Here is a 23,889-nt window from a genome sequence, read left to right as displayed (position 1 = left end):
GCTCTCCTCCGCCGGCCGCCCCGTCCCGAGAGGGTCGGCGTAGTTCCAGATCGATTTGAGTGCCGATCCTGACAGGGGGTCGATGGTCCAGCAAGTGATTCCGTTGTTGCCTTTTGGTTACGCGACGGAATCTGTCGACCAGGTGTCGAGTCGGCTTGGAAATTGTGGGACGGAGTGTCAGTGGTGCCTGCCAGAGTGGCGTGCATCAGCGATTTCTCGGGGGAGGACACGGGAGTGGACGCGGGGAAAGGCAGGGAGAAGGACAAGGTCGAGTACCTGTACTTCTGGGGGCACGCCCCGCGCCGTGACGGCGCGCTGGGGCACAGCTGTTTCAGCCAGTGGTGGCCCTCGCCCTTCACGGCCGACGGCGTGGAGTACGCGACGGCGGAGCACTGGATGATGGCGGCGAAGGCCCGCCTCTTCGGCGACACCGACGCCGAGCGGGCGGCGCTCACGGCACGGACGCCCGCCGAGGCCAAGCGGGCCGGGCGGCTTGTGCGGGGGTTCGACGACCAGGTCTGGGAGCGGGAGCGCTTCGGGATCGTGGTCGAGGGGTCGGCGCGGAAGTTCTCGTCGGACGAGGCGCTGCGGGGGTATCTCGTGGGCACCGGGGAGCGGGTGCTCGTCGAGGCGAGTCCCGTGGACCGGGTGTGGGGGGTCGGGCTCGCCGCCGACGATCCGCGGATCGGGGACCCGGCGGGGTGGCGGGGGCTGAATCTCCTCGGGTTCGCGCTGATGGAGGCGCGGGAGCGGCTGCGGTAGCGGCGCCGGCCGGCCCGGGAAGCGGTGGCGGTGGCCGCCCGGCCACGCCCGGGGCTCGGCGCCGGTGACCGCCTTGTCGCGCCCGGGCCTCGGCGCCGGTGGCCGCTCGGCTCCGGCCAGGACCCGCGTCCTACGATGATCCCCGACCCCCGCGGGGGTCATCCGATCAGCCGATCACACCGTGTTCCCGGGGAGGAACCCATGACCGACCAGCACAACCACGCCGCGCAGGCGCAGGCGCACACGTTCATCGCCGGACTGCCCAAGGCCGAACTCCACGTCCACCACGTCGGCTCCGCCTCCCCCCGGATCGTCTCCGCCCTCGCCGCCCGGCACCCCGACTCCAAGGTGCCCACGGACATCGAGGCCCTCGCGGACTACTTCACGTTCACGGACTTCGCCCACTTCATCCAGGTCTACCTGTCCGTCGTCGACCTGATCCGCACCCCCGACGACGTCCACCTCCTCACCTTCGAGGTGGCCCGCGAGCTCTCCCGGCAGAACGTGCGGTACGCCGAGCTGACCATCACCCCCTTCTCCTCCACCCGCCGCGGCATCGAGGAGCGCGCCTTCATGGCCGCCATCGAGGACGCCCGCAAGACAGCCGAGGCCGATCTCGGCGTCGTCCTGCGCTGGTGCTTCGACATCCCGGGCGAGGCGGGCCTGGAGTCGGCGGTGGAGACCACGCGGCTCGCCACCACCGACGGCATCCGCCCCGAGGGCCTGGTCTCCTTCGGCCTCGGCGGCCCCGAGATCGGCGTACCGCGCCCGCAGTTCAAGCCGTACTTCGACCGTGCCATCGCCGCCGGCCTGCACTCCGTGCCGCACGCGGGCGAGACCACGGGCCCGGAGACCGTCTGGGACGCGCTCACGCACCTGCGCGCCGAGCGCATCGGCCACGGCACCAGCTCCGCCAAGGACCCGAAGCTCCTCGCGCACCTCGCCGAGCACCGCGTCCCGCTGGAGGTCTGCCCGACCTCGAACATCGCCACGCGCGCCGTCACCACCCTCGACGAGCACCCGCTCAAGCAGTTCGTGGACGCGGGCGTCGTCGTCACCATCAACTCCGACGACCCGCCGATGTTCGGCACCGACCTCAACAACGAGTACGCGGTCGCCGCCCGCCTCCTCGGCCTCGACGAGCGCGGCATCGCCGACCTCGCGAAGAACGGCGTCGAGGCGTCGTTCCTGGACCGGGCGGGCAAGGACAGGATCACCGCCGAGATCGACGCGTACACGGAGAACTGGCTGGCGTCCTGACGCACAAAGACGCCGAGTCCTCCTGACGCACGGAGACTCGCAGTCCTCTTGACGCACGGACTCGCAGTCCTCTTGACCCACGGAGACTCGCAGTCCTCCTGACCCACCCCGAGCGCGACGCGGGCGGGCCCCGGGCCGACAAGCCCCGGGGCCCGCCCCCCGCCACAATGGGTGCCATGCGCACCGTGACTGCCGTGGCCCACCGAGGCGACCCCTACCGCGTCCGCGAGAACACCCTCCTCTCCTTGCGCTCGGCGCTCGAACAGGGCGCGGACGCCGTGGAGATCGACGTCCGCCTGACCCGCAACGGCGTCCCCGTCCTGCTGCACGACGCGGACCTCGCCCGGCTCTGGGGCCACGACCGGCCGCTGTCCGCGCTGTCCGCCGACGAGGTGCGCGGGCTGACCGGCGGCGGCGTGCCCACCCTCGAAGAGGCCCTGAAGGAGACGGACGGCCACCGCGTCCTCGTCGACCTGCCCGGCGCGACCCACGAGTCGGCGCGCGCCGTCGTCGGCGTCATCGGCGACTGCGGCGCCGCGGACCGGGCGTACTACTGCGCGGGCCCCGACGCGATGCTCGCCGTGCGGGCCGCGGACCCGGCCGCGGAGATCGCCCTCACCTGGAAGTCGCTCGCCCCGCCCCGGCCCGCCGTGCTCGCCGCGATCGCCCCGCGCTGGCTCAACTACCGCTTCGGGCTTGTGAGTCGGGACCTGGTCGACCATGTGCACGCGAGTGGCCTGCTGGTCTCCGCGTGGACTCCCGACACCCGGCGGTCCATGCGTAAGCTCATCTCCCACGGGGTGGACTCGATCACCACCAACCGCGTGGACGCACTCGCCGCCGAGCTGTCCCGAGGGCCCCGGCGGCACCGCCAGGAGACGGGGAAGGAACCTCACGAGTGAGCGCAGAGCACGCAGCCGACTTACCGAAGCCGGAGCACCCGCAGCCCACACAGAACCCGGAACACCCGCGGCCCGCACAGAACCCGGAACACCCGGAACGCACGGAGAACCCGGACGGCACCGGCCGCATCCGCACCGACATGGCGCACAACGCCCGCGTCTGGAACTACTGGCTGGGCGGCAAGGACAACTACTCGGTGGACCGCGCGGTGGGCGAGCAGGTCGTCGAGATGTTCCCCGGCATCGGCGAAGTGGCCCGCGCGGACCGGGCGTTCCTCGGCCGCGCGGTGGCGCACCTGGTGGGCGAGCGGGGCATCCGCCAGCTGCTGGACATCGGCACGGGCCTGCCCACGGGTGACAACACCCACGAGGTCGCCCAGCGCATCGCGCCGGACGCCCGCATCGTGTACGTGGACAACGACCCGATCGTCCTGGCCCACGCGAGCGCCCTGCTCACCAGCTCCCCCGAGGGCGCGACCGCGTACATCGACGCGGACGCCCGGGACACGGAGCGCATCCTGCGGGCCGCCGCCGAGACCCTCGACCTCGGGCAGCCGGTGGCCGTGATGCTGCTCGGCATCCTCAACTTCATCCCCGACACGGACGTGGCCCGCGGCATCGTGCGGACCCTCATGGACGCGGTGCCGTCCGGCAGTTACCTGGTCCTGACCCACCCCACGCTCGACGCCGACGTCGGCGGCGCCGACAACCAGCCGGCCATGGACTTCTGGAACGCCAACGCGACGCCGCCGATCACGGGCCGCACGCGTGCGGAGTTCCTGTCGTTCATGGAGGGCCTCGACCTCCTCGAACCGGGCGTCGACTCGTGCGCGCGCTGGCGGTTCCCGGAGGCCGAGCCGGTGCCGCAGCTCGGCGCGGTGGGCCGCAAGCCGTAGCGCCGGAGGCTAGCCCGGCTCCCCCGCCACCCCGGCCTCCCCCGCCACCACCAGGCCGACCGGCGGCACGATGGCCTGCGCGTCCACGCCCTCGCCGACCCAGAGGCCGATCAGGAGCGCGGCCGTGGCCTCCATGAGCCCGGCCCGGCCGAGGCCGCCCGCTTCGTAGGGCACGCAGCCGATGTCCCGCACCAGTGCGCGTACGACACCGAGCGCGTCCTCGTCGTCACCGCACACCGGCACCGCGAGGCGCCGCCCGTCGAACACGGGCGGCGCGAGCCGCCACACGCTGTCGTGGCACAGGTTGAACGCCTTCACCACGCGAGCCCCGGGCGCCGCCACGGCCAGCCGTTCGGCGGCGGACTCCGCGCCCCGCGTGAGCAGAGCGAAGCCCTCGCCCACGGGGTTGGAGCAGTCGATCAGGACCCGGCCGCGCAGGACGTCGGCGAGCCCGGCGGCGACGTCGGCCCCGACCGCGTACGGCAGCGCGTGCAGCACGGCGCCGTCCCCGAACTCGACGGCCGCCCGCAGCGGACCGTGCCCCACCGCACCGATCCGCCCCGCGAGCGCGGCCGCCCGCCCCTCGTCACGCCCGCCGACGAACACCTCGTGCCCGGCCCGGACCCACTGCGCACCCAGCGCGCCGGCCATGTTCCCGGCCCCGAGAATCCCTATCCGCATACGCGTCGCTCTCCCTCGTACATCCCCTGCACCGGCCCGTTGACCGGCAGTACGAGAACGACACTAGAAAGCCGCTCGGGCACCGATCGGTAAGTCTCGGCCCGCCTTCACCGCCGCACGCCCCCTCGGGCACCATGCGAAGCGTGACGCCCCACGACCCGCCCCGGACCGCACCCCGCGAACCCACCGGCCTCCTCGCCGACTGCCGCGCCCGCCTCGCCTTCGACCTGCTCGCCAACACCTGGAACGCGGTGACGCTCTGGGCCCTGCGGCACGGCCCCCTGCGCCCCCGCGAACTGCGCGACCACATCGGCGGCATCAGCCCCAAGATCCTCACGGAGACCCTCCGCCGCCTGGAGTACAACGGCCTCCTCACCCGCAGCGCCTACGCCGAGTCCCCACCCCGCGTCGAGTACGCCCTGACCGACCTCGGCCGCACCCTCATCGCCCCGATCGAGGCGTTCGGCGCATGGGCCCACGAACACGGCGACGAGGTCCTGGCGGCGCAGGACAGAGCCGAGGCCCCCCGAGGGGAACACCCCTACAACTACCCCTAGACGCGCACCAGTTGCCCCGGAACCACCTCAGGGTCCCCACCCCTCCCCAATGACGATCCGCCCCCACCCGCCCGCCGCGCAGGATGAGAGGGATCCCACCGTCACTCATCTCACCTGGAGCAGCTCATGCGTGTACGTGCCGGTCTCTCCGCCACGGTCGCCACTGCCGTCGTTCTCGGCCTCACGGCGGCCGCGGCGCCCGCCCTCGCGAGTGGTGGAGTCTCGGCGCCCGCCGCCGTCGCCGCGGACAGTCGGTCGGAGCCCGACGGCGCGGCGCTGCGTGCGGCCATCGACGGTCTTCCCGACGCCGACGCGACGGCCGCGCTGGTGCGGGTGCGGGGGAAGAAGACGTCGTGGCACGGGAGTTCGGGGGTCAGGGATCTGAAGTCGGGGCGAGAGGCGAACCCTGAGGGGCGATTCCGGGCCGGGTCCACCACGAAGGTGGTGACGGCGGCCGTGGTGCTGCAGCTCGCCGCCGAGGGCAGAGTCGACCTGAACGCGCCGGTGCAGCGCTATCTGCCCGACCTGTTCGCCGCGAACGCCGACGCCTTCCGCAAGCCCGTCTCCGTACGCCAACTCCTGAACCACAGCAGCGGGTTGCAGCCGGGGCGCTCGCTCGGCAACACCTTCGAGGCGCTGTACGCGAACCGCTTCGAGACGCTCACCCCGCAGGAGGTCGCCGTCACGTCGATCGCGAAGGGGCCCGCTCACGACCCGGGGGTCAAGCAGGAGTACCTGGGCATCAACTACACGCTGCTCGGGCTGCTCATCGAGAAGGTCACAGGGCACTCGTACGAGCAGGAGGCCACCCGGCGCGTACTCAAGCGGGCGGGCATGCGGCACTCCTCCTTCCCCGGCACGGACCCGCGCATCCACGGCCCGCACAACCGCGGCTACCAGGCCGTGGAGGAGCCCGGCGGCGGGACGCGCCTCGTCGACGTCACCGAGTGGAACCAGCGGGACCGGATGGCGGGCGGCGACATGATCTCCACGACGGCCGACCTGGAGCGGCTGACCGTCGCGCTGTTCCGCGGCAGGATCGTGCCGAAGCCGCAGTTGGAGGAGATGTTCACGGTGCCGAAGGGCATCGAGGGCGCCACGATGAGCGCGGGCCTGACGCGCTTCGAGGCGCCCGACGGGCGGGTCGTCTGGCTGAAGACCGGGGGGCGGCACGGCTACAACTCGATCCTCGCCGCCACCCGGAACCTGGACACCGTCCTCGTCTACTCGGTCAACTCCACCGACGCCAAGGGCCAGGACATGAACCCGGTCGCCCAGCGCATCGTGGGGGCGGCGATCGGGGACCCTCGCGGCTGACCCGCGCCGACCCATCGGACAGGCCCTAGGCGTTCGTCCCGCCGTCGACCGTGACCTCCGTGCCGGTGATGGTGCGCCCGCCGGGACCCACCAGGTGGGCCACCGTCGCCGCGATGTCGTCGGCGTTCGAGTAGTGGCCGAGGGCGGACATGCCGCGCTGGAAGTCGGCGGTGTCGCCGTCGGCCGGGTTCATGTCGGTGTCCGTCGAGCCGGGGTGCACGGCGTTGACCGTGATGCCGCGGGGGCCGAGTTCACGGGCGAGGGCCCTGGTGAAGCCGCTGAGGGCGGACTTGCTCATGGAGTACAGGACGATGCCGCCGAACGGCACCCGGTGCACGAGGTTCGTGCCGATGCTCACGATGCGCCCGCCCCGCGGCAGATGCGCGACGGCGGCCTGACCGGCGACGAAGGCCGCGCGGGCGTGGATCGCGAGGGTGCGGTCGAGCTCCTCCGGGGTGACGTCCTCGAACGGCCCGTACGGGTACACGCCCGCGTTGTTGACCAGGATGTCCAGGCGGCCCAGCTCCCGCGCCGCCCGCTCCACGGACTCCCGCACCGCGTCCGCGTCCGCCGCGTCGGCCTGGATGGCGAAGGCCCGCCGCCCCGCCGCCTCCACGTCGGCCACGACGGCCTCGGCCTTCGCCTTCCCGGCCGGGCTCACATAGGTGAACGCCACATCGGCCCCGTCCCGCGCGAGCCGCCGCACGATCGCCGCCCCGATCCCCCGGCTGCCGCCCGTCACCAGCGCGGCCTTGCCCAGCAGCTCAGTCATCCCCGACCCCGACTCTCGATCTTGTACGTACAGGTGTGCCGACCTCGGCCGCATTTCTGTGCCGATCGACACAGAAAACTTTCACACGGGCTCACCGGCACGTCAAGGCCTATATTTGTCAGTCGACACAGAAATTCGACGGGCACGGGGACCAGGGAGGCGGTAGTCGTGGCGGGACGCGGACGGCCCCGGGCGTTCGACCGGGAGACGGCCCTGCGCCGGGCCATGGAGGTGTTCTGGAGCCAGGGGTACGAGGCCACGTCGATGACAGACCTCACCTCCGCCATGGGCATCGCCTCGCCCAGCCTGTACGCCGCCTTCGGCTCCAAGGAGGCGCTGTTCCGGGAGGCGGTCTCGCTGTACAACGACACCGAGGGCTCCGCCATGGCCCAGATGGACGAACTCCCCTCGGCCCGGGCGGCGGTGGAGTCCGTGCTGCGCGAGAACGCGCGCGCGTACGCCGACGGCAGCAGCCCCAGCGGCTGCATGATCGTGCTCGCCGCCACCAACTGCTCGGCGGCGAACGCCCCCGTGTGGGAGCACCTGTCGGGCTGGCGGAAGGCGGGCGCGGAGACGGTGGCCCGCCGCCTGGACCGGGGCGTCCGCGAGGGCGAACTCCCCGCAGGCACCGACACCGAGGCCATGGCCGCCTTCTACACCACGGTCATCCAGGGCATGTCGGTCCAGGCCCGCGACGGGGCGACGAGCGCCGACCTGGACAAGACGGTGGACCGGGCGATGGCGGCCTGGGACGTGGTGGCCGCTCCGCCGCCCTGACCCACGTCATGCGGGGCATCGCCGGCCGAGGCGGGGGCCGGGGCCGGGCCAAGACGGGCCTGCGCGGGGCCTCTTCGGGGGCCGGTGCGGGGGCCGGTGCGGAGGCCGGTGCCGGGTATGGGGGAGAATCCCTCGGTTCACCTCTGTACCAGGAGATTCATGCACAAGCGTCTGCCCCTGCTCGCCGTCTGCCTCACGCTCGCCGTCTTCGGCGCCTCGGCATGCGGCTCGTCCGGGGACCGCGAGGCGAAGGCCTCGGCGACACCGACCGCCACGTCCGCCACATCCCCCTCGGCCGCCCCGTCCGGGAGCCCGTCCGCGTCCCCGGACGGAGCGCGCGGCCTCACGGAGGTGTCGGCCGCGTTCTACCTGAAGACCATCCGGGAGAACTACCCGGACCTGGACCGCGTCAGCGACGACGAACTCGTCGCCCACGGCAGCGCGCTCTGCGCCGCCCACGGGCAGGCCCTCGTCGACCAGGTCAAGAAGACCAAGCGGGAACTGAAGCTCGACGGGAAGCAGGCTTCGCGGATCCTCGGTACCGCGCACGGCAGTTGCGGCCGGGACTCGCTCGGCTGACACCCGGAGGGCCGGGGCCGTCCCGATGTCGGGGCGGGTCCGCCCTACAGCCCCGCCAGGGAGTTCCACCGCTTCGCGAACTCGGTGCGCTCCCCCGAGGTGATGTCCCGCGCGATCGCGAGCCGCTTGCGCATGCCGTCGTCCGGGAAGATCAGCGGGTCGTCGGCGAGCGCCGCGAGTTCCTTGTCCTTGGACGAGGCGAGGACGTCGCGGGCCGCGGGCACGGGGCAGACGTAATTGACCCAGGCGGCCAGCTCGGCGGCGACCTCGGGCTCGTAGTAGTGGTCGATCAGCCGCTCGGCGTTGGACTTGTGGCGGGCGAGGTTCGGGACCATCAGGGACTCGGCCCACAGCTCCGCGCCCTCCTCGGGGACGACGAACTCGATGTCCGGGTCGTCGGCGCGGAGCTGGATGACATCACCGCTGTAGGCCTGGCAGGCGAGGACGTCGCCGCTGGAGAGGTCCTTGATGTAGTCGTTGCCGGTGAAGCGGCGGATGTGGTGGCTGTCGACGAGCTTCTCGACCCGGTCGCACATCCGGTGGAAGTCGTCCGCGGTCCACCGCGTGACGTCGACCCCGTCCCCCTGCATGAGCAGCGCGAACGCCTCGTCGAGGCCGGAGAGCAGCGTGACCCGCCCCTTGAGGTCGCCCGCCCACAGGTCGGACACGTGCCGGATCTCCCGGCCGAGCCGCTTCTTGTTGTACGCGATGCCGGTGATCCCCGACTGCCACGGCACCGTGAACTTGCGGCCCCGGTCGAAGCTGGGCGAGCGCAGCAGCGGGTCGAGGTACTTGGTGACGTGGGGCTGCCGGGCCCGGTCCATCTCCTGCACCCAGCCGAGGCGCACGAAGCGGGCGCACATCCAGTCGCTGATGACGATGAGGTCGCGGCCGGTCTCCTGGTGGTTCATCAGGGACGGGCTGATCTTGCCGAAGAACTCGTCGTTGTCGTTGATCTCCTCCGTGTAGCGCACGTCGATCCCGGTGCGCTTCTCGAAGGCCTCCAGCGTGGGCCGCTTCGACTTGTCCTGGTCGTCGGTGTCGATGTAGAGCGGCCAGTTGGCGAAGGTCACCTTCCGGTCCGTGCGCGAGCGGTCGGCGGCGCCGCGCTCGTCGGGCGCGATGTACGCGGCCGGGACCCCGCAGCCGGTGGCGAGCGCCGCCACCCCGGCGGCGGTCGCACCGCCGCCCAGGGCGCGCAGCAGGGACCGGCGGGACACGGAGGCTACGGAGGCTTTCGGGTTCGCTCGCACCTCGGCAGCATGCACGGGCGCGCGGGGGCCGGGCAATGGACGGTGCGTCGGGGCGGGGGCGGCGCGGCCCGACAGGCTGTCGGGCCGCGCGGGGTCCGTCAGCGGCCCGGGGCGAGCCACCCCGCCAGGTCCGACGCCGTCACCCGGGTCAGGGGCGCCTCGTCGAGCGGCCCGGGGAAGAGCCGGTACGCCGTGCCGGACGCCGCTCGCTCCGCCCCGGCCAGGTCGCCGTGCACGAGGGCGACCAGCGCGCGACTGCCCGCCAACTCCGGCTCCGCGCAGAGCACATCGGGCTCCCACGCGTCCCGGACGCGCACCGCGAAGTCGGCGCGCGGCTCGTCCTCCTCCCGGCGGTAGCCCCACAGGACATGGCCGCGTCCGCGCACCAGGACGTCGCCGTCGGTGCGGGCCGCCGCCGTCCAGCAGGCCAGGTCCCACAGCGTGGCCCGGCCTCCGGCCTCGAACGTGTCGACCAGGTCGTGCCCGGCGCGGGCGAGCGCCGCGCGGTGCCGCCAGACGCTGTGGTTGCCGTCGCCCGTGGCCAGCGTGAGGTCGGCCCACCAGGCTCGGCGCGAGCGCAGGTCGACGATCATCGGGACGCGCAGCGCCGCCTCGCCCGCGAGGTCGAACCGCTGTCGCACGGTGCGCGGGTCGTAGCGGACGCGCTCCTGCCGCGCCGGGTCGACGGCCATGAACCCGGCGAAGGCGTCCGGGAGTTCGTCGAAGGGCACGTTGTTGTACGACAGGACGGCGGGCACGACGAACCGCACCCCGGCCTTGGTGAGCCGCGGCAGGTCCAGGTCCAGGTACTCGGTGGCGCCGTGCGGCGCGGGCGCCGACGTCAGGTCCCCCGAGTGCACCGCGGCACCACCCGCGTACTCCAGCTGCGTGTAGTCGCACAGCCCGACGAACCGCCAGGCGTCGTCGAACAGCGCCACGGACAGGTCGAGGTCGACCCGCACACCCTTGGGCTGCTGCCAGTGCAGAAACAGCCGCACCCGCTCACCGGCCGCGGGCATGGGCAGCGAGCTGCCGCGCGGCACGGACACGAGCGACACCGCGGAGGCGCGCTCGGCGAACGGCACGGGCAGATCGACGAGGGCGGCGTCGAGCACGGCGATGTCGTACGGCTCGTCCGAACGCACCGGCCCCTTGCCGGTGCCGGACGATTTCAGCCCGTCCGGCGTTCGAGGACGAGCCGCGGAGCGGCGATCAGCAGGGTCCAGGGGCGGCAGCCCCTGGTCACGGGAAGGGGCGGGACTGGGGAAGCCCCCGGCAGGGCCACCCGCCGCGAGCCGCCGCACCGCCTCCGCCTCGATGAGCTCCGCGGCCCGCGCCGCCACCCGGGCGGGCAGCGGCGGCCGGTGATCGTCGACGGCGTACCCCTTGGTCACGCGCCCGCGCGGAAAGAACACTCGCCGCCCCCCGGGCTCCGCGCGCACCTTCATCCGCCCGTACGCCCCGAGCAGCGGCCCCACACCGGCCCGCGGCAGAGCGTGCGCCAGCGCGTCGCCGACCTCCTCGGGCAGCGTCGTCTCGCCCGACCGTGCCAGCAACACGTCGAGCCGACGGAGGAGTTCACCGGGCCGACCGCGCAGCAGCGCGGTGGCGGCCGTGGTGTCCCAGCGGGCGAGGGCCGCCTCGACGCGCCCCTGCCAGCCGACGTGGCGCAGCCGATCCCCGTCCAGACGTATGCCGTCGTGCCGGGCGGCCTCGGCGAGCAGCACCTCGGTGAGCGCGGGGTCGTCGAGCCGGGTGCCGCGCAGGACGGCGAAGGCGAGCGCGGCACGGGGGTGCCGTCCGGCCCGCGCGCCCCCCTCGAAGGGATGCAGGACCTCACCGACGCGCTTCCAGGCGCCGGGGTACCGGGCGAAGTCCTCACAGAGGCTGTCGAGCCCGAACGTGTCGAGCAGGGCGAGCAGTTCGCGCCGCAGCGGGCGGGACACCCGCCGCAGGCGCGGCAGTTCGAGCAGGTCGGGGTCGCCGCCGGAGCGGACCACGAGCAGGCGCAGCACGTCGGTGGCCGTGTTCGCGTACCGGGCGACGAGCGGCCGCGTGGCCGGGTCGTCCAGGAGCGGCGCGAGGGCGAGGGCCTTGCTCTCCCGCAGGGGTATCTCGTCCGGCAGCCAGCCGAGGTCACCGCTCGCCCCGCCGGCCGCGCGGACCCCATCCGCGCGGACCCCGCCCGCATGGACCCCGCCCGTGTGGGCCCGCGCAAGCAGCAGCACCAGGTCGTCGTGGTCCTGCGGGTTCAGCGGAGTCCGGCGGGCGAGCAGCGCGGCGAGCTCCGCCGTCTCGTCGCCGGGCGCGCCCAGGCGCAGGGCGCGCAGGATGTCGCCGCCGTCGCCCGCGGGGGTGTCCCCGGTGTCGATCCAGGGGTCGGTGGGTCCGTCGGTCTCGTAGCGCTTCTCGCAGATCGGGCAGGCGTACCAGACGCAGCAGTCGTCGCAGCAGCCCCAGTCCTGGGCCACGCCGTGGCAGTTGTCGCACACCAGATGCGCGCAGGGCGCGAGGGCGCGCACCCGCGCCTTGGTGCCCGCGCAGTTCATGCAGGGCTGGTGCGGCTGGGCGGCGAGGTGGGCGACGACGAGGCTGGTGTAGCGGTCGTACGCGTGCTGGTAGGGGATCTCCTCGGGGAACCGCGCGAACAGCGGGGCGTGGTGGCGGTCGGAGCCCATCTGGGCGTCGACGTCCGCGAGCAGCCGCATGCCGGTCACGGCGAGTTCGGCGGCGGACAGATCCGTGAGAGCGCGCCGCAGCGGGGCGGTCAACAGATGTCCGCGGTCGGCGAGTTCGGCTTCGAGGACGACCACGGCGGCCTCGGTCACCGCGGACCTTCCGGCGCCGGAAGGCACGTACACACTCTGCCGGCGGCGCAGCAGCAGCGCGGCGAGGTCGTCGGTCGTCGTCATCAGGTCACACCCCCGTAGTACAAGCAGAAGCGGGGGCGGAGAGTGTGTGCGCTACGGATCTTTTTGCAGAAGAAAGGGAGAAGGAAGCACACAACGGGAGCCGCCCCCGCGTACGCAACGGTACGCGGGGGCGGCTCCCGAAGGCACCCGAATTAACCCTCGATGGACGTCATCACGTGCTTGATGCGCGTGTAGTCGTCGAAGCCGTACGCCGAGAGGTCCTTGCCGTAGCCGGACTTCTTGAAGCCGCCGTGCGGCATCTCCGCGACCAGCGGGATGTGGGTGTTGATCCACACGCAGCCGAAGTCGAGGGCCTTGGACAGGCGCATCGCGCGGGCGTGGTCCTTGGTCCACACCGAGGAGGCGAGGGCGTAGTCGACTCCGTTCGCGTAACTGATGGCCTGGGCCTCGTCCGTGAAGGACTGGACGGTGATGACGGGGCCGAAGACCTCGTTCTGGATGATCTCGTCGTCCTGCTTGAGGCCGGAGACGACGGTCGGCGCGAAGAAGTAGCCCTTCTCGCCGACCCGCTGGCCGCCCGCCTCGACCTTGGCGTGCGCGGGCAGCCGGTCGATGAAGCCGGTGACCTGCTTCAGCTGGTTGGCGTTGTTGAGGGGGCCGTAGAGCACGTCCTCGTCGTCCGGCTGGCCGGTCTTGGTGTCGGCGGCGGCCTTGGCGAGGGCGGTCACGAACTCGTCGTGGATGGACTCGTGGACGAGCACACGCGTGGCGGCCGTACAGTCCTGGCCCGCGTTGAAGAAGCCCGCGACCGAGATGTCCTCGACGGCCTTGGCGATGTCGGTGTCCTCGAAGACCACGACGGGCGCCTTGCCGCCGAGCTCCAGGTGGACCCGCTTGAGGTCCTTGGAGGCGGACTCGGCGACCTGCATGCCGGCGCGCACGGAGCCGGTGATGGAGGCCATGGCGGGGGTCCGGTGCTCGACCATCGCGCGGCCGGTGTCACGGTCGCCGCAGATGACGTTGAAGACGCCGGGCGGCACGATCGAGCCGATGATCTCGGCCATCAGGACCGTCGACGCGGGGGTCGTGTCGGACGGCTTGAGGACGACGGTGTTGCCCGCGGCGAGCGCCGGGGCGAACTTCCACACGCCCATCATCATGGGGTAGTTCCACGGCGCGACCTGCGCGCAGACGCCGATGGGCTCGCGGCGGATGATGGAGGTCAGACCCTCCATGTACTCGCCGGCGGCGCGCCCTTCGAGCATCCGGGCCGCGCCCGCGAAGAAGCGGATCTGGTCGACCATGGGCGGGATCTCCTCGGACCGCGTGAGTCCGATCGGCTTGCCCGTGTTCTCCACCTCGGCCGCGATCAGCTCCTCGGCGCGCTCCTCGAACGCGTCGGCGATCTTCAGCAGGGCCTTCTGGCGCTCGGCGGGCACCAGGTCGCGCCAGGCCGGGAACGCGTCGGCGGCGGCCTTCATGGCGGCGTCGACGTCGGCCTGGCCCGACAGCGGGGCCACCGCATACGCCTCGCCGGTCGCCGGGTTGATCACCTCGGTGGTCCGCCCGTCGGCCGCGTCCCGGAATTCGCCGTTGATGTAGTTGCGCAGACGGCGCAGCTCGGTGGTCACTGCCAAGCCCTCCTGTCCAGTGGATGAGACACCCACCCTAGTCGTTGTACCGACGCTTTCAACATACCCAGCCGCCCATATCTGCGAAATCCGTGTCCATGGAGTTGTCGGACAACGAATTTCATCGCTCCGGGCTTGCGGAACAGACGAGACGTCGTGCACAGTGAAGTCGTGGCAAGTCGAAGCGCAGACCCCAGCAGCTCCCGCGGTGGCGGCGGCCCGTCGATCGACGCCGTCTCCCTGGCGATCATCGAGCAGCTCCAGGAGGACGGCCGCCGTCCGTACGCCGCCATCGGCAAGGCCGTCGGCCTCTCCGAGGCGGCCGTGCGCCAGCGGGTGCAGAAGTTGCTCGACCAGGGTGTGATGCAGATCGTGGCCGTGACGGACCCGCTCACCGTGGGCTTCCGGCGCCAAGCGATGGTCGGGATCGACGTCGAGGGCGACGTGGACCCGGTCGCGGACGCCCTGGCCGCCATGCCGGAGGCGGAGTACGTGGTGATGACCGCGGGCTCGCACGACCTCCTGGTCGAGATCGTCTGCGAGGACGACGACCACCTGCTCGAAGTCATCAACAAGCGGATCCGCGCGCTCCCCGGCGTGCGCTCCACCGAGAGCTTCGTCTACCTCAAGCTCAAGAAGCAGACCTACATGTGGGGAACCCGATAGCCGTGAGCACCAAGGACCTCAGCCGGACCGCCTACGACCACCTGTGGATGCACTTCACCCGCATGTCGTCGTACGAGAACGCGCCCGTTCCCACCATCGTGCGTGGCGAAGGGACCTACATCTACGACGACAAGGGCAAGAAGTACCTCGACGGCCTCGCCGGCCTGTTCGTGGTCCAGGCAGGACACGGCCGCCGCGAGCTGGCCGAGGTCGCCGCCAAGCAGGCCGCCGACCTCGCCTTCTTCCCCATCTGGTCGTACGCCCACCCCAAGGCCGTCGAGCTGGCGGAGCGCCTCGCCCACCACGCCCCCGGCGACCTGAACAAGGTCTTCTTCACCACCGGCGGCGGCGAGGCCGTCGAGACCGCGTGGAAGCTGGCGAAGCAGTACCACAAGCTCACCGGCAACCACACGAAGTACAAGGTCATCTCGCGCGCGGTCGCCTACCACGGCACCCCGCAGGGCGCCCTGTCCATCACCGGACTCCCCGCCCTGAAGGCTCCGTTCGAGCCGCTGGTCCCGGGCGCCCACAAGGTCCCGAACACCAACATCTACCGCGCCCCGATCCACGGCGACGACCCCGAGGCCTTCGGCCGCTGGGCCGCCGACCAGATCGAGCAGGAGATCCTGTTCGAGGGCCCCGAGACGGTCGCCGCCGTCTTCCTGGAGCCGGTGCAGAACGCGGGCGGCTGCTTCCCGCCGCCCCCCGGGTACTTCCAGCGGGTCCGCGAGATCTGCGACCAGTACGACGTGCTGCTCGTCTCGGACGAGGTCATCTGCGCCTTCGGCCGCCTCGGCACGATGTTCGCCTGCGACAAGTTCGGCTACGTCCCCGACATCATCACCTGCGCCAAGGGCATGACCTCGGGCTACTCCCCGATCGGCGCCGCGATCGTCTCGGACCGCATCGCCGAGCCGTTCTACAAGGGCGACAACACCTTCCTGCACGGCTACACCTTCGGCGGCCACCCGGTCTCCGCAGCCGTCGGCCTCGCCAACCTCGACCTGTTCGAGCGCGAGGGCCTCAACCAGCACGTGCTCGACAACGAGGGCGCCTTCCTGAGCACCCTCCAGAAGCTGCACGACCTGCCGATCGTCGGCGACGTCCGCGGCAACGGCTTCTTCTACGGCATCGAGCTGGTCAAGGACAAGGCCACCAAGGAGTCCTTCACGGACGAGGAGTCGGAGCGCGTGCTCTACGGCTTCGTCTCCAAGAAGCTCTTCGAGTACGGCCTGTACTGCCGCGCCGACGACCGCGGTGACCCGGTCATCCAGCTGTCGCCGCCGCTGATCTCCGACCAGTCGACGTTCGACGAGATCGAGGGCATCGTGCGGCAGGTCCTGACGGAGGCCTGGAGCAAGATCTGAGCCGCCGCGGACCTTTCGGGTCCGCCACGCCCCGCCCCGTGACCGGCCCGGGTGCACCCATCCGAGTGAGATGGGCGCACCCGGGCCGCGTCCTTGTCCGGCCCCCGGCGCCGAATCCTTAGCGTGCCCAGTGACCGATCGGCCCAGCCTTCGTTCCCCCGTACGGGGGAGGCAATCTGATCTGAACCGAGGTGTACGCCATGGTGGCCCCGCCGGACAACGACGTGCTGTGGGCACGCGCCCTGCACGTCACACTCAACGGATCCCCCGCACTCACCGGCGTCTCGCTCGGTGTCCGCGAGGGCGAGATCCTGGCCGTCGGCGGCCCGCGCGGCAGCGGCAAGACCACGCTCCTGCGCTGCCTGTCCGGGCAACTCCTGGCCCACCGGGGCGAGGTGTGGTTCAACTCCGCGCCCGTGCACACCATGGGCCCGCTCGCCCGCGAACGGCTGCGCCGCGACAAGTTCGGCTGGATCGACCCCGAGCCCCGGCTCGTCCCCGAACTCAACGCCTGGGAGAACGCCGCCCTCGGCCTGATGCTGCGCGGCGGCGCCCGGCGCGGCGCCCGCACCGCCGCCCACGAGTGGCTGGAACGCCTCGACATCGGCGACTGCGCCCGCAAACGCCCGCACGACCTCACCCAGGCGGAACGCCAACGCGTCTGTGTGGCCCGCGCCCTGGCCTGCGCGCCGTCCGTGCTCTTCGCCGACGAACCCACCGCGCCGCTGCACCGCGCCGACCGCGCACACGTCCTGCGCACCCTGACGACGGCGGCCCGCTCGCACGGCATCACCGTCGTCCTCGCCACCCATGACGCCGAGGTCGCGTCCCTCGCCGACCGCACGGTGACGCTGCTCGACGGGCGGCGCGTGCACACGGTGCACCTGCCGGGCGACGAGGCGAGAACCGCCGGACGCACCGGAGCGGCGAGTTCCCGCGTCGCCGCCGCTCCCACCGACACGGCCACCCCCACCGACTCCGACACGGAAGGCCGGGCCGCGTGCTCGCTCTCCGCCTAGCCCGCGGCTCCCACCCCCTGGTCCAGCTGCGCAGGCTCCTGGTCGCCGCCGCGGCGGCCGGAACCGGCTTCCTGCTCCTGTGCGCCCTCGGGTACGCGATGAGTCACGCCGGGTCCACCGGCGCCCTGCTCCGGCTCGCCTGGTGCGCCGCCCCGCTCGCCGCCACTGTCTACTTCGCCGTCGCCGTGGCCCGCACCGACCCCGGCACCAGGCCGCGCCCCGGCCTCGCCTCCATCGGGCTCGGGCCCGGCCGCCTCATGGTCATCTCCGCCATGACCACGGCCGTGGCCTGCACGCTCGGCTCCATGCTCGCGCTGCTGTTCTTCCTGCATCTGCGCGGCGACCTGACGGGCCTGCCGTTCGACGGCGCCGCGGCCGAACTCCTCGCCGCCGACCGGCCGTTGCCGCTCGCCGCCGCCCTGACCCTGCTCGCGCTCGCGCCGCTCGCCGCGTCCGTGGCCAGCGCCGTCGCGCTGCGCCCGCGCCGGGCGCGGCCCGGATCCGACGCGGCACCCGACGCCGAACCCGCCCCCGACACCGACCCGTCCGCCCTGGCGCCCCCCGCCGCCGCGCCCGGCGGCCTGCCCTGGGGCGTCGCGCTGTTCGCCGCCGGGCTCGCCGCCGAGACGTACGCGAGCAGCGCCGACGACGGCTCGGGCCCGCGCCTGCCCGGCGGGCTCGCGGGCAGCCCCGTCGGCGCGCTCGCGGGATGGGGGCTCACCGCCCTCGGCCTCGCCCTCGCCGGGCCCGCGTTGACCCATCTGTGCGGGCGGATCCTCCAGGCCGTGCGGCCCGGGGCGCTGCGGCTGCTCGCGGGGCGCGTGCTCCAGCAGGAGGCGCGGCGGATCGGACGGCCGCTCGGCGTGGTGTGCGCGGTGGCGTCGGGCGCGTACGCGGCCCGCACCCTGTACGCCGACACGGCGGGCGGCGGCTCGGACATCGGCCCGCTCACCACGCTCGGCGCCGTGGTCGTCGCGGGCTGCGCCGTCCTGACCCTGGCCACGGCCGCGATCGAGGCGCGGCACGCCCGGGCCGACACGACGGCGGCGCTGCTGCGGCTCGGGGCGCCCGCGGCGCTGCTCCGGGGGTGCGCGGCACTGCGGGCCGGGGCGCTGCTCGCGGTGTTCGGGCCGGTGACGTGGCTGGTGGCGGAGGTGTCGGCGATGCCGCTCGTGCGCTGAGCGGTGCCGCTCGGACGCTCCGGGGCGACCACGGATCGGGCGCTCTCGAAAACTCGTACAAGAATTTTTGCGAAGGGCGATGAGTTCCGCTCCCCGGGGCCGTCTAATCCTCCGTAAGACGCACACAGGCGCTTACAAGAGGCACACACCCCACGGGAGACGCACATGTACCAGCAGATGATCTTCGTGAACCTGGCCGTGAACGACGTCGAGGCCTCCAAGAAGTTCTTCACCAGCCTCGGTTACGAGCTCAACCCCGAGTTCTCGACGGACGACACCGCCTGCGTGAAGATCAGCGAGACGATCGTCGCGATGATGCTCAGCAAGTCGCACTACGCGCAGTTCACGACGAAGGAGATCGCCGACGCCACGAAGACCAGCGAGGTCCTCGTGGGCCTGAGCGCCGAGAGCCGCGAGGCCGTGGACACGCTCGTCGACAAGGCGGTCGCCGCGGGCGCCACGGAGGGCAAGACCCAGGACTACGGCTTCATGTACGGCCGGGCGTTCGACGACCTGGACGGTCACACCTGGGAGGTCATGTGGATGGACCCGACGCAGGCCGAGGGCTGACCCGAAGCCGCCTCCCAGGGGTGCTTAGCATGGGCGGATGCTGCCCTCCGAAGCATCCGCCCCGCACCCCGGCGACCGTGAGATCGAGACACTCACCAAGTTCGACGAGGTCGTCGCGGCGGGCGGTTCGCTCGCCGGACACCGCGTCCAGGCCGTCGACCTGACGGGCCGTACGGCCGCGTTGCTCACCGCGGACACCACGGGTGCCGTCTTCCTCGGCTGCCCCATGGAGGAGGACGCCGCCGCGCGCGTCCGGGCCTCTGGGGCACTGGTCTTCCCGCCCGCCCCCGGACTGCCCTTCGACCCCTACCGAGGGCTCCTGTACACACCGGACGAGCTGTTCGCGGGGCTCGCCGACGGGGGGTACGAGGCGACGCCGGACGCCCGCGCGTACGCCTGGTTCCAGCGGACCAAGGCCGACGGGGACGTCTTCGCCTCGATGCTGCGCGCCGTGCACGACGACTCCCTCTCCGACGCCCTCGACGAACTCCTGCACGGGCAGCGGGTGGTGGGCGTCATGGGCGGGCACGCGATGGCCCGGGGCACGGACGAATACGCGGGGGCCGCGCGGCTCGGGCGGCAGCTCACGCGCGACGGGTTCACGGTGGCCACCGGGGGCGGACCCGGGGCCATGGAGGCGGCCAACCTCGGGGCGTACGCGGCGCCGCACGACGACGCGATGCTCGACGAGGCGCTCGCGATCCTCGCCAAGGAGCCGTCGTTCACCCCGTCGGTCACGCACTGGGCGCGGGCCGCCTTCCAGGTGCGCGAGCTGTGGCCGTCCGGCGGCGCCTCCGTCGGCATCCCCACGTGGTTCTACGGCCACGAGCCCCCGAACGCCTTCGCCTCGCACCTGGCCAAGTACTTCGCCAACGCCACCCGCGAGGACGGTCTGCTCGCCCGGTCCAACGCGGGCGTCGTCTTCCTGCCGGGCGCCGCGGGCACCGTCCAGGAGATCTTCGACAACGCGACGCCCAACTACTACGAGTCCCGCGGCGGCCCCACCCCCATGGTCCTGGTCGACACCCACCACTGGACCCACCACCTCCCGGCCTGGCCCCTCCTCAAGTCCCTGGCGGCGGGCCGTGAGATGGAGTCGCGGATCGCGTTGGTGGGGGATGTGGCAGCGGCGGCGACAGCGCTGGCCGACCTCGGGGGTCCTGCGTAGCTCAGCCGGTCCCGCTGGTGGCCCCACCCGCGGCCTCGGTCCCAGCGTTCACCCGAACGAGGCCCGCTCCAGCCAGAACTCCAGCAACTCCCGGTCCCCCAGCACCTCGACGCGCCCGGAGTCCAACCCCCGCCGCCGGTAGAAGGCGAGCAGAACCTCCGTGAGCGGCCCCCGAACGGCGACGTCGGCCTTCTCATGGGCCCGCCGCCACACGACCCCCTCCTCGGCCAACTCCACCACCCACTCCGCCTCCAGCGAAGCCTCCGTGTCCACCGCGTGGAGATGAATGGTCCGCCCACCCCCGCGCAACTCCGCCGCGTTGTCGGACAGATCGGTCCGCTGGACGTACTGCACGATCTCCAGCCACTCGTCGATCGCGTCGGCGGCGACCTCGGGCGCGACGACGTACTCGACGCCCGCGGCGATCGCCGCGTCGGCCCGGTGCACGGCCACCTCGTGGGTCATCCGGCGCGCCCAGAACCCGGCGGTGTGCTCCGCCGCCCACGTCCAGACGGAGGTCTCCGCCGTGGCACCCGCGAAGGCCGTGTCGATCAGCTCCGCCGTCTCGGCGAGCCACGCGTCGAGGGCGGCGGGGTCGTCGCCCTCGGGGCCCCTGAAGTCCGGGACGTCCGACTCGGGGACGTTCTTCTCGGCCCGGGTCCGCACATGGGCCTCGACCCACCGCACGGCGCCGCCGGTGTGCCGGGCCAGCTGCCCGAGGGTCCACTCGGGGCAGGTCGGCACGGTGGCCGACAGGTCGGCACCGGCCAGCGTCTCCCTGAGCAGGGCCAGTTGGCGGCCGACTTCTGCGCGGTAGCGGTCGTAACCAAGTCTCGTCATGGCCGAACCATAGATCGGCGTCCGCGCTGATGGCAGCCTCATTTCCGGCATCGCGGGCCCGCCCCCGGGCGCACCCTCGGCGCACCCCCGCCGGGCCCGCCCCGGCCGCCCGTCAGCCGAGGACCACCACGTCACCGGAGTCGAAGGCGACCCCCACCGTCTCCCCCACAGCGGGCGCGTGCCGCAGCGCGCACGCCGCTTCGAGCCTCGGCCCGCCCAGGGGCTCCAACTGGAGGGCGACGTGTGTGCCGCGGAACGTACGCGCGGCGACCACGCACGCGAGCCCGTCCCGCGCCCCCACGAGCCGCACCCCGGCGGGCCGTACGAGCAGCCGGCACGTGCCCTCCCGGGTTCCTTCGGGCACCGGGACCTTCCCCCACACCGTGTCCGCCGCCTCGCCGGTGACGGTCGCGTCGACCACGTTGTCGAAGCCGAGGAAGCGGGCCACGAACTCGTCGGCGGGGTTCCGCCACACCTCAAGGGGCGTGCCGGACTGGGCGATCCGCCCGTCCCGCATCACCACGACCCGGTCGGCGAGCGCGAACGCCTCGCCCTGGTCGTGCGTGACGGCGAGCACGGTGGTGCCCAGCTCGTCGAAGAGTTCGCGGAGCTCTACGACGAGGCGTTCGCGCAGGGAGCGGTCGAGCTGGCCGAGCGGTTCGTCGAGCATCAGGAGGCGGGGGCGCGGCGCGAGCGCGCGGGCGAGCGCGACGCGCTGTTGCTCGCCGCCGGACAGCGCGGACACGGCCCGCTTCTGCGCGCCGGGCAGCCCCACCAGGTCGAGCAGCTCGGCGACCCGCTGGGCTTGTTCGGCGCGTGGGACGCCGTGCATGCGCAGGCCGAAGGCGACGTTCCCCGCCACGTCCCGCTGCGGGAAGAGCTGGTGGTCCTGGAACATCAGGCCGACGCCCCGCTTGTGCGCGGGCACCCCGCTCTGGTCGCGCCCGCCGAGTACGACCCGCCCGCTGTCCATGCCCTGGAGCCCGGCCACGACCCGCAGCAGCGTCGACTTGCCGCTGCCGCTCGGCCCGAGCACGCACACGATCTCGTGCTCGGCGACGTCGAGGCCGACGCCGTCCAGGGCCGCGCCAGCCCCGAACCGCACCGTCACGTCCTCCAGGCGCAGCAGCGCCTCGGCGGCGGCCCCGGCCGCCCCGGACTTCGCCCGCGTGGCCGTCATCAGAACTCTCCCGTCGTACGTTCCGTACGCAGCCGCTCCAGGAGCAGCAGCGACACCGCACACACCAGCATCAGAATCGTCGACAGGGCCATCGCCTGCCCGTAGTTGAGGTCACCGGCGCGCCCGAGCAGCCGTGCCACGGCGACCGGCAGCGTCGGGTTGTCAGGACGGGCGATGAACACCGTGGCGCCGAACTCGCCGAGCGACACCGCGAAGGCGAAGCCCGCCGCGATCAGCAGCGCCCGCCTGACCAGCGGGAAGTCGACCTCTCGCCAGGCCCGCAGCGGCGACGCCCCGAGCACGGCCGCGGCCTCGCGCAGCCGCCCGTCCACCGCGCGCAGGACGGGCAGCATGGTGCGGACGACGAACGGCACGCCCACCAGCGCCTGCGCGAGCGGCACCAGGAACCAGGACGCCCGCAGGTCGAGGGGCGGCTCGTCCAGCGTGATCAGGAAGCCGAAGCCGACGGTCACCGCGGACACGCCGAGCGGCAGCATCAGGAGCGCGTCGAACCCGCGCACGAGCCGCCCCGCACGCCGGGTGAGCGCGGCCGCCGCGAGTCCGCCGATGACGACCGCGATGGCCGTGGCCACGACCGCGTACCGGAGGGAGTTCCCGATGGCGTCGATGGCCGGGACGAGGAACGCCCCGCCGTCGGCCGACCGCAGCGTCTCGTAGTACAGGAACCCGAATCCGTCGGGTCCGTCGAACGACCGCTGCACCAGGACACCGAGCGGCAGCAGGATCAGCAGGGCGACGGTCAGGAGCACGAAGCCGAGCAGGCTCCACTGTCCGGCGCCGCGCGGCCGCCGGACCGTCGCGGACGCGTCCACCAGCTTCAGCGCGCTCTCGCGCCTGCGCACGGTCCAGGCGTGCACGGCGAGGACCGCGCCGACGGCCGCGAACTGCACGAGCGTGAGGACGGCGGCGGTCGGCAGGTCCAGGAGCTGCGCCGTCTGCCGGTAGATCTCGACTTCGAGGGTCGAGTACGCCGGTCCGCCGAGGATCTGGACGACACCGAACGACGTGAACGTGAACAGGAAGACCATCAGCGCGGCCGCCGCGACGGCGGGCGCGAGCGCGGGCAGCGTCACCGTCCGCCAGGCCCGCGCGCGGGACGCGCCGAGCATCCGCGCGGCCTCCTCCTGACGCGGGTCGAGCTGCGCCCAGAGCCCGCCGACGGTGCGCACGACGACGGCGTAGTTGAAGAAGACGTGCGCGAGCAGGATCGCCCACACCGTGGTGTCCAGGCGCATCCCCCACAGCTCGTCGAAGAGGCCGCCGCGTCCGATGAGGGCGAGGAAGGCCGTGCCCACGACGACGGTCGGCAGCACGAAGGGCACCGTGACGACCGCCCGCAGCACCTGCTTGCCCCTGAATTCGAAGCGCGCGAAGACATACGCGCCGGGGAGCGCGACGAGGAGCGTGAGCGCGGTCGACGCGAGCGCCTGCCAGGTGGTGAACCACAGCACCTGCTGGATGTCGGACTGCCCGAGGACCTCGGTGATCCGCCCGAACCGCCAGCTCCCGTCCGGCTTCAGGCCACGCGCGACGATCGCGGCGACGGGGTAGGCGAAGAAGACGCCGAAGAACGCGACGGGCAGGGCCATGAGACCGAGCCGCGCCGCGCTTCCGCGC

22 protein-coding genes are annotated in these 23,889 nt (G+C 72.7%); 14 read left to right on the top strand and 8 right to left on the bottom strand.

The window, feature by feature from the left end; all coding sequences use genetic code 11:
- The first annotated feature begins 234 nt into the window (after nt 1-234).
- From ybiA to OO63_RS16635, 4 genes are all read left to right on the top strand, one after another.
- The gene (gene ybiA, locus OO63_RS16650; RefSeq protein ID WP_030362020.1) at nt 235-762 is read left to right on the top strand and encodes a riboflavin biosynthesis intermediates N-glycosidase; all 528 of its coding nucleotides are present in this window, start codon (nt 235-237) and stop codon (nt 760-762) included.
- Between the two features lie 135 nt (nt 763-897).
- Nucleotides 898-2,022 carry an adenosine deaminase gene (locus tag OO63_RS16645; RefSeq protein ID WP_397622187.1) on the top strand — a complete coding sequence of 375 codons (1,125 nt, stop codon included), beginning with the start codon at nt 898-900 and terminating at the stop codon, nt 2,020-2,022.
- Between the two features lie 176 nt (nt 2,023-2,198).
- On the top strand, nt 2,199-2,924 hold the full coding sequence (locus OO63_RS16640) for a glycerophosphodiester phosphodiesterase (RefSeq protein ID WP_078619182.1): 726 nt from the start codon (nt 2,199-2,201) through the stop codon (nt 2,922-2,924).
- Nucleotides 2,925-3,052: 128 nt separating this feature from the next.
- Complete coding sequence (locus tag OO63_RS16635; RefSeq protein ID WP_030362017.1) at nt 3,053-3,820, top strand: SAM-dependent methyltransferase; 768 nt, start codon at nt 3,053-3,055, stop codon at nt 3,818-3,820.
- A 9-nt stretch (nt 3,821-3,829) separates the two neighbouring features.
- Here the strand turns inward: OO63_RS16635 and OO63_RS16630 are convergent, their stop codons facing one another.
- On the bottom strand, nt 3,830-4,501 hold the full coding sequence (locus tag OO63_RS16630; protein ID WP_051810937.1) for an NADPH-dependent F420 reductase: 672 nt from the start codon (nt 4,499-4,501) through the stop codon (nt 3,830-3,832).
- Between the two features lie 134 nt (nt 4,502-4,635).
- Between OO63_RS16630 and OO63_RS16625 the strand changes: the two genes are divergently transcribed.
- Nucleotides 4,636-5,058, top strand: a complete 423-nt coding sequence (locus OO63_RS16625; protein ID WP_051810936.1) for a winged helix-turn-helix transcriptional regulator — start codon at nt 4,636-4,638, stop codon at nt 5,056-5,058.
- A gap of 126 nt (nt 5,059-5,184) precedes the next feature.
- A complete protein-coding gene (locus OO63_RS16620) occupies nt 5,185-6,375 on the top strand; it encodes a serine hydrolase domain-containing protein (RefSeq protein WP_030362014.1) in 1,191 nt (396 codons plus the stop codon).
- Nucleotides 6,376-6,400: 25 nt separating this feature from the next.
- Here OO63_RS16620 and OO63_RS16615 read toward each other — a convergent pair whose 3' ends face one another.
- Complete coding sequence (locus OO63_RS16615; protein WP_030362013.1) at nt 6,401-7,147, bottom strand: SDR family NAD(P)-dependent oxidoreductase; 747 nt, start codon at nt 7,145-7,147, stop codon at nt 6,401-6,403.
- A 168-nt stretch (nt 7,148-7,315) separates the two neighbouring features.
- On the opposite strand from OO63_RS16615, the gene OO63_RS16610 reads away from it, so the two are divergent.
- Both OO63_RS16610 and OO63_RS44710 read left to right on the top strand, forming a co-directional pair.
- Nucleotides 7,316-7,924: a TetR/AcrR family transcriptional regulator gene (locus tag OO63_RS16610; protein ID WP_030362012.1), complete on the top strand. Its 609-nt coding sequence runs from the start codon at nt 7,316-7,318 to the stop codon at nt 7,922-7,924.
- Between the two features lie 159 nt (nt 7,925-8,083).
- Nucleotides 8,084-8,503: a hypothetical protein gene (locus OO63_RS44710; RefSeq protein WP_030362011.1), complete on the top strand. Its 420-nt coding sequence runs from the start codon at nt 8,084-8,086 to the stop codon at nt 8,501-8,503.
- Between the two features lie 44 nt (nt 8,504-8,547).
- Here OO63_RS44710 and OO63_RS16600 read toward each other — a convergent pair whose 3' ends face one another.
- The 3 genes from OO63_RS16600 to OO63_RS16590 form a co-directional block, all read right to left on the bottom strand.
- Nucleotides 8,548-9,723 (bottom strand): polyamine ABC transporter substrate-binding protein, encoded by a 1,176-nt coding sequence (locus tag OO63_RS16600; protein ID WP_033264182.1) that lies wholly within the window; start codon nt 9,721-9,723, stop codon nt 8,548-8,550.
- A 131-nt stretch (nt 9,724-9,854) separates the two neighbouring features.
- Nucleotides 9,855-12,668, bottom strand: a complete 2,814-nt coding sequence (locus OO63_RS16595; protein WP_030362009.1) for a hypothetical protein — start codon at nt 12,666-12,668, stop codon at nt 9,855-9,857.
- A gap of 152 nt (nt 12,669-12,820) precedes the next feature.
- Nucleotides 12,821-14,260 carry a gamma-aminobutyraldehyde dehydrogenase gene (locus tag OO63_RS16590; protein ID WP_030362008.1) on the bottom strand — a complete coding sequence of 480 codons (1,440 nt, stop codon included), beginning with the start codon at nt 14,258-14,260 and terminating at the stop codon, nt 12,821-12,823.
- Between the two features lie 156 nt (nt 14,261-14,416).
- On the opposite strand from OO63_RS16590, the gene OO63_RS16585 reads away from it, so the two are divergent.
- The 6 genes from OO63_RS16585 (at nt 14,417) to OO63_RS16560 (ending at nt 20,231) form a co-directional block, all read left to right on the top strand.
- A complete protein-coding gene (locus OO63_RS16585; protein ID WP_030362007.1) occupies nt 14,417-14,926 on the top strand; it encodes an Lrp/AsnC family transcriptional regulator in 510 nt (169 codons plus the stop codon).
- Entirely contained in the window at nt 14,911-16,293 is a 1,383-nt protein-coding gene (locus OO63_RS16580) for an aspartate aminotransferase family protein (protein WP_193560558.1), read from the top strand. The genes OO63_RS16585 and OO63_RS16580 overlap by 16 nt, the downstream gene beginning before the upstream one ends.
- A 200-nt stretch (nt 16,294-16,493) precedes the next feature.
- Complete coding sequence (locus OO63_RS16575) at nt 16,494-17,312, top strand: ABC transporter ATP-binding protein (protein ID WP_030362005.1); 819 nt, start codon at nt 16,494-16,496, stop codon at nt 17,310-17,312.
- On the top strand, nt 17,294-18,493 hold the full coding sequence (locus OO63_RS16570) for a hypothetical protein (RefSeq protein ID WP_030362004.1): 1,200 nt from the start codon (nt 17,294-17,296) through the stop codon (nt 18,491-18,493). The genes OO63_RS16575 and OO63_RS16570 overlap by 19 nt, the downstream gene beginning before the upstream one ends.
- A gap of 165 nt (nt 18,494-18,658) precedes the next feature.
- Entirely contained in the window at nt 18,659-19,063 is a 405-nt protein-coding gene (locus OO63_RS16565) for a VOC family protein (protein WP_030362003.1), read from the top strand.
- A 37-nt stretch (nt 19,064-19,100) separates the two neighbouring features.
- On the top strand, nt 19,101-20,231 hold the full coding sequence (locus OO63_RS16560; protein ID WP_030362002.1) for an LOG family protein: 1,131 nt from the start codon (nt 19,101-19,103) through the stop codon (nt 20,229-20,231).
- 48 nt (nt 20,232-20,279) lie between these two features.
- Here OO63_RS16560 and OO63_RS16555 read toward each other — a convergent pair whose 3' ends face one another.
- The 3 genes from OO63_RS16555 to OO63_RS16545 form a co-directional block, all read right to left on the bottom strand.
- Entirely contained in the window at nt 20,280-21,071 is a 792-nt protein-coding gene (locus tag OO63_RS16555; protein WP_030362001.1) for a maleylpyruvate isomerase family mycothiol-dependent enzyme, read from the bottom strand.
- 112 nt (nt 21,072-21,183) lie between these two features.
- The gene (locus tag OO63_RS16550; protein WP_051810935.1) at nt 21,184-22,251 is read right to left on the bottom strand and encodes an ABC transporter ATP-binding protein; all 1,068 of its coding nucleotides are present in this window, start codon (nt 22,249-22,251) and stop codon (nt 21,184-21,186) included.
- Entirely contained in the window at nt 22,251-23,861 is a 1,611-nt protein-coding gene (locus tag OO63_RS16545; RefSeq protein WP_030361999.1) for an ABC transporter permease, read from the bottom strand. Before OO63_RS16545 ends, OO63_RS16550 begins: the two co-directional genes overlap by 1 nt.
- Between the last annotated feature and the right edge of the window lie 28 nt (nt 23,862-23,889).

The organism is Streptomyces alboflavus (genome assembly GCF_000716675.1).
GTDB classification, from domain to species: domain Bacteria; phylum Actinomycetota; class Actinomycetes; order Streptomycetales; family Streptomycetaceae; genus Streptomyces; species Streptomyces alboflavus.
The sequence above is the reverse complement of the archived record's forward strand: the minus strand, read 5'-3'. Positions and strand labels throughout refer to the sequence as shown.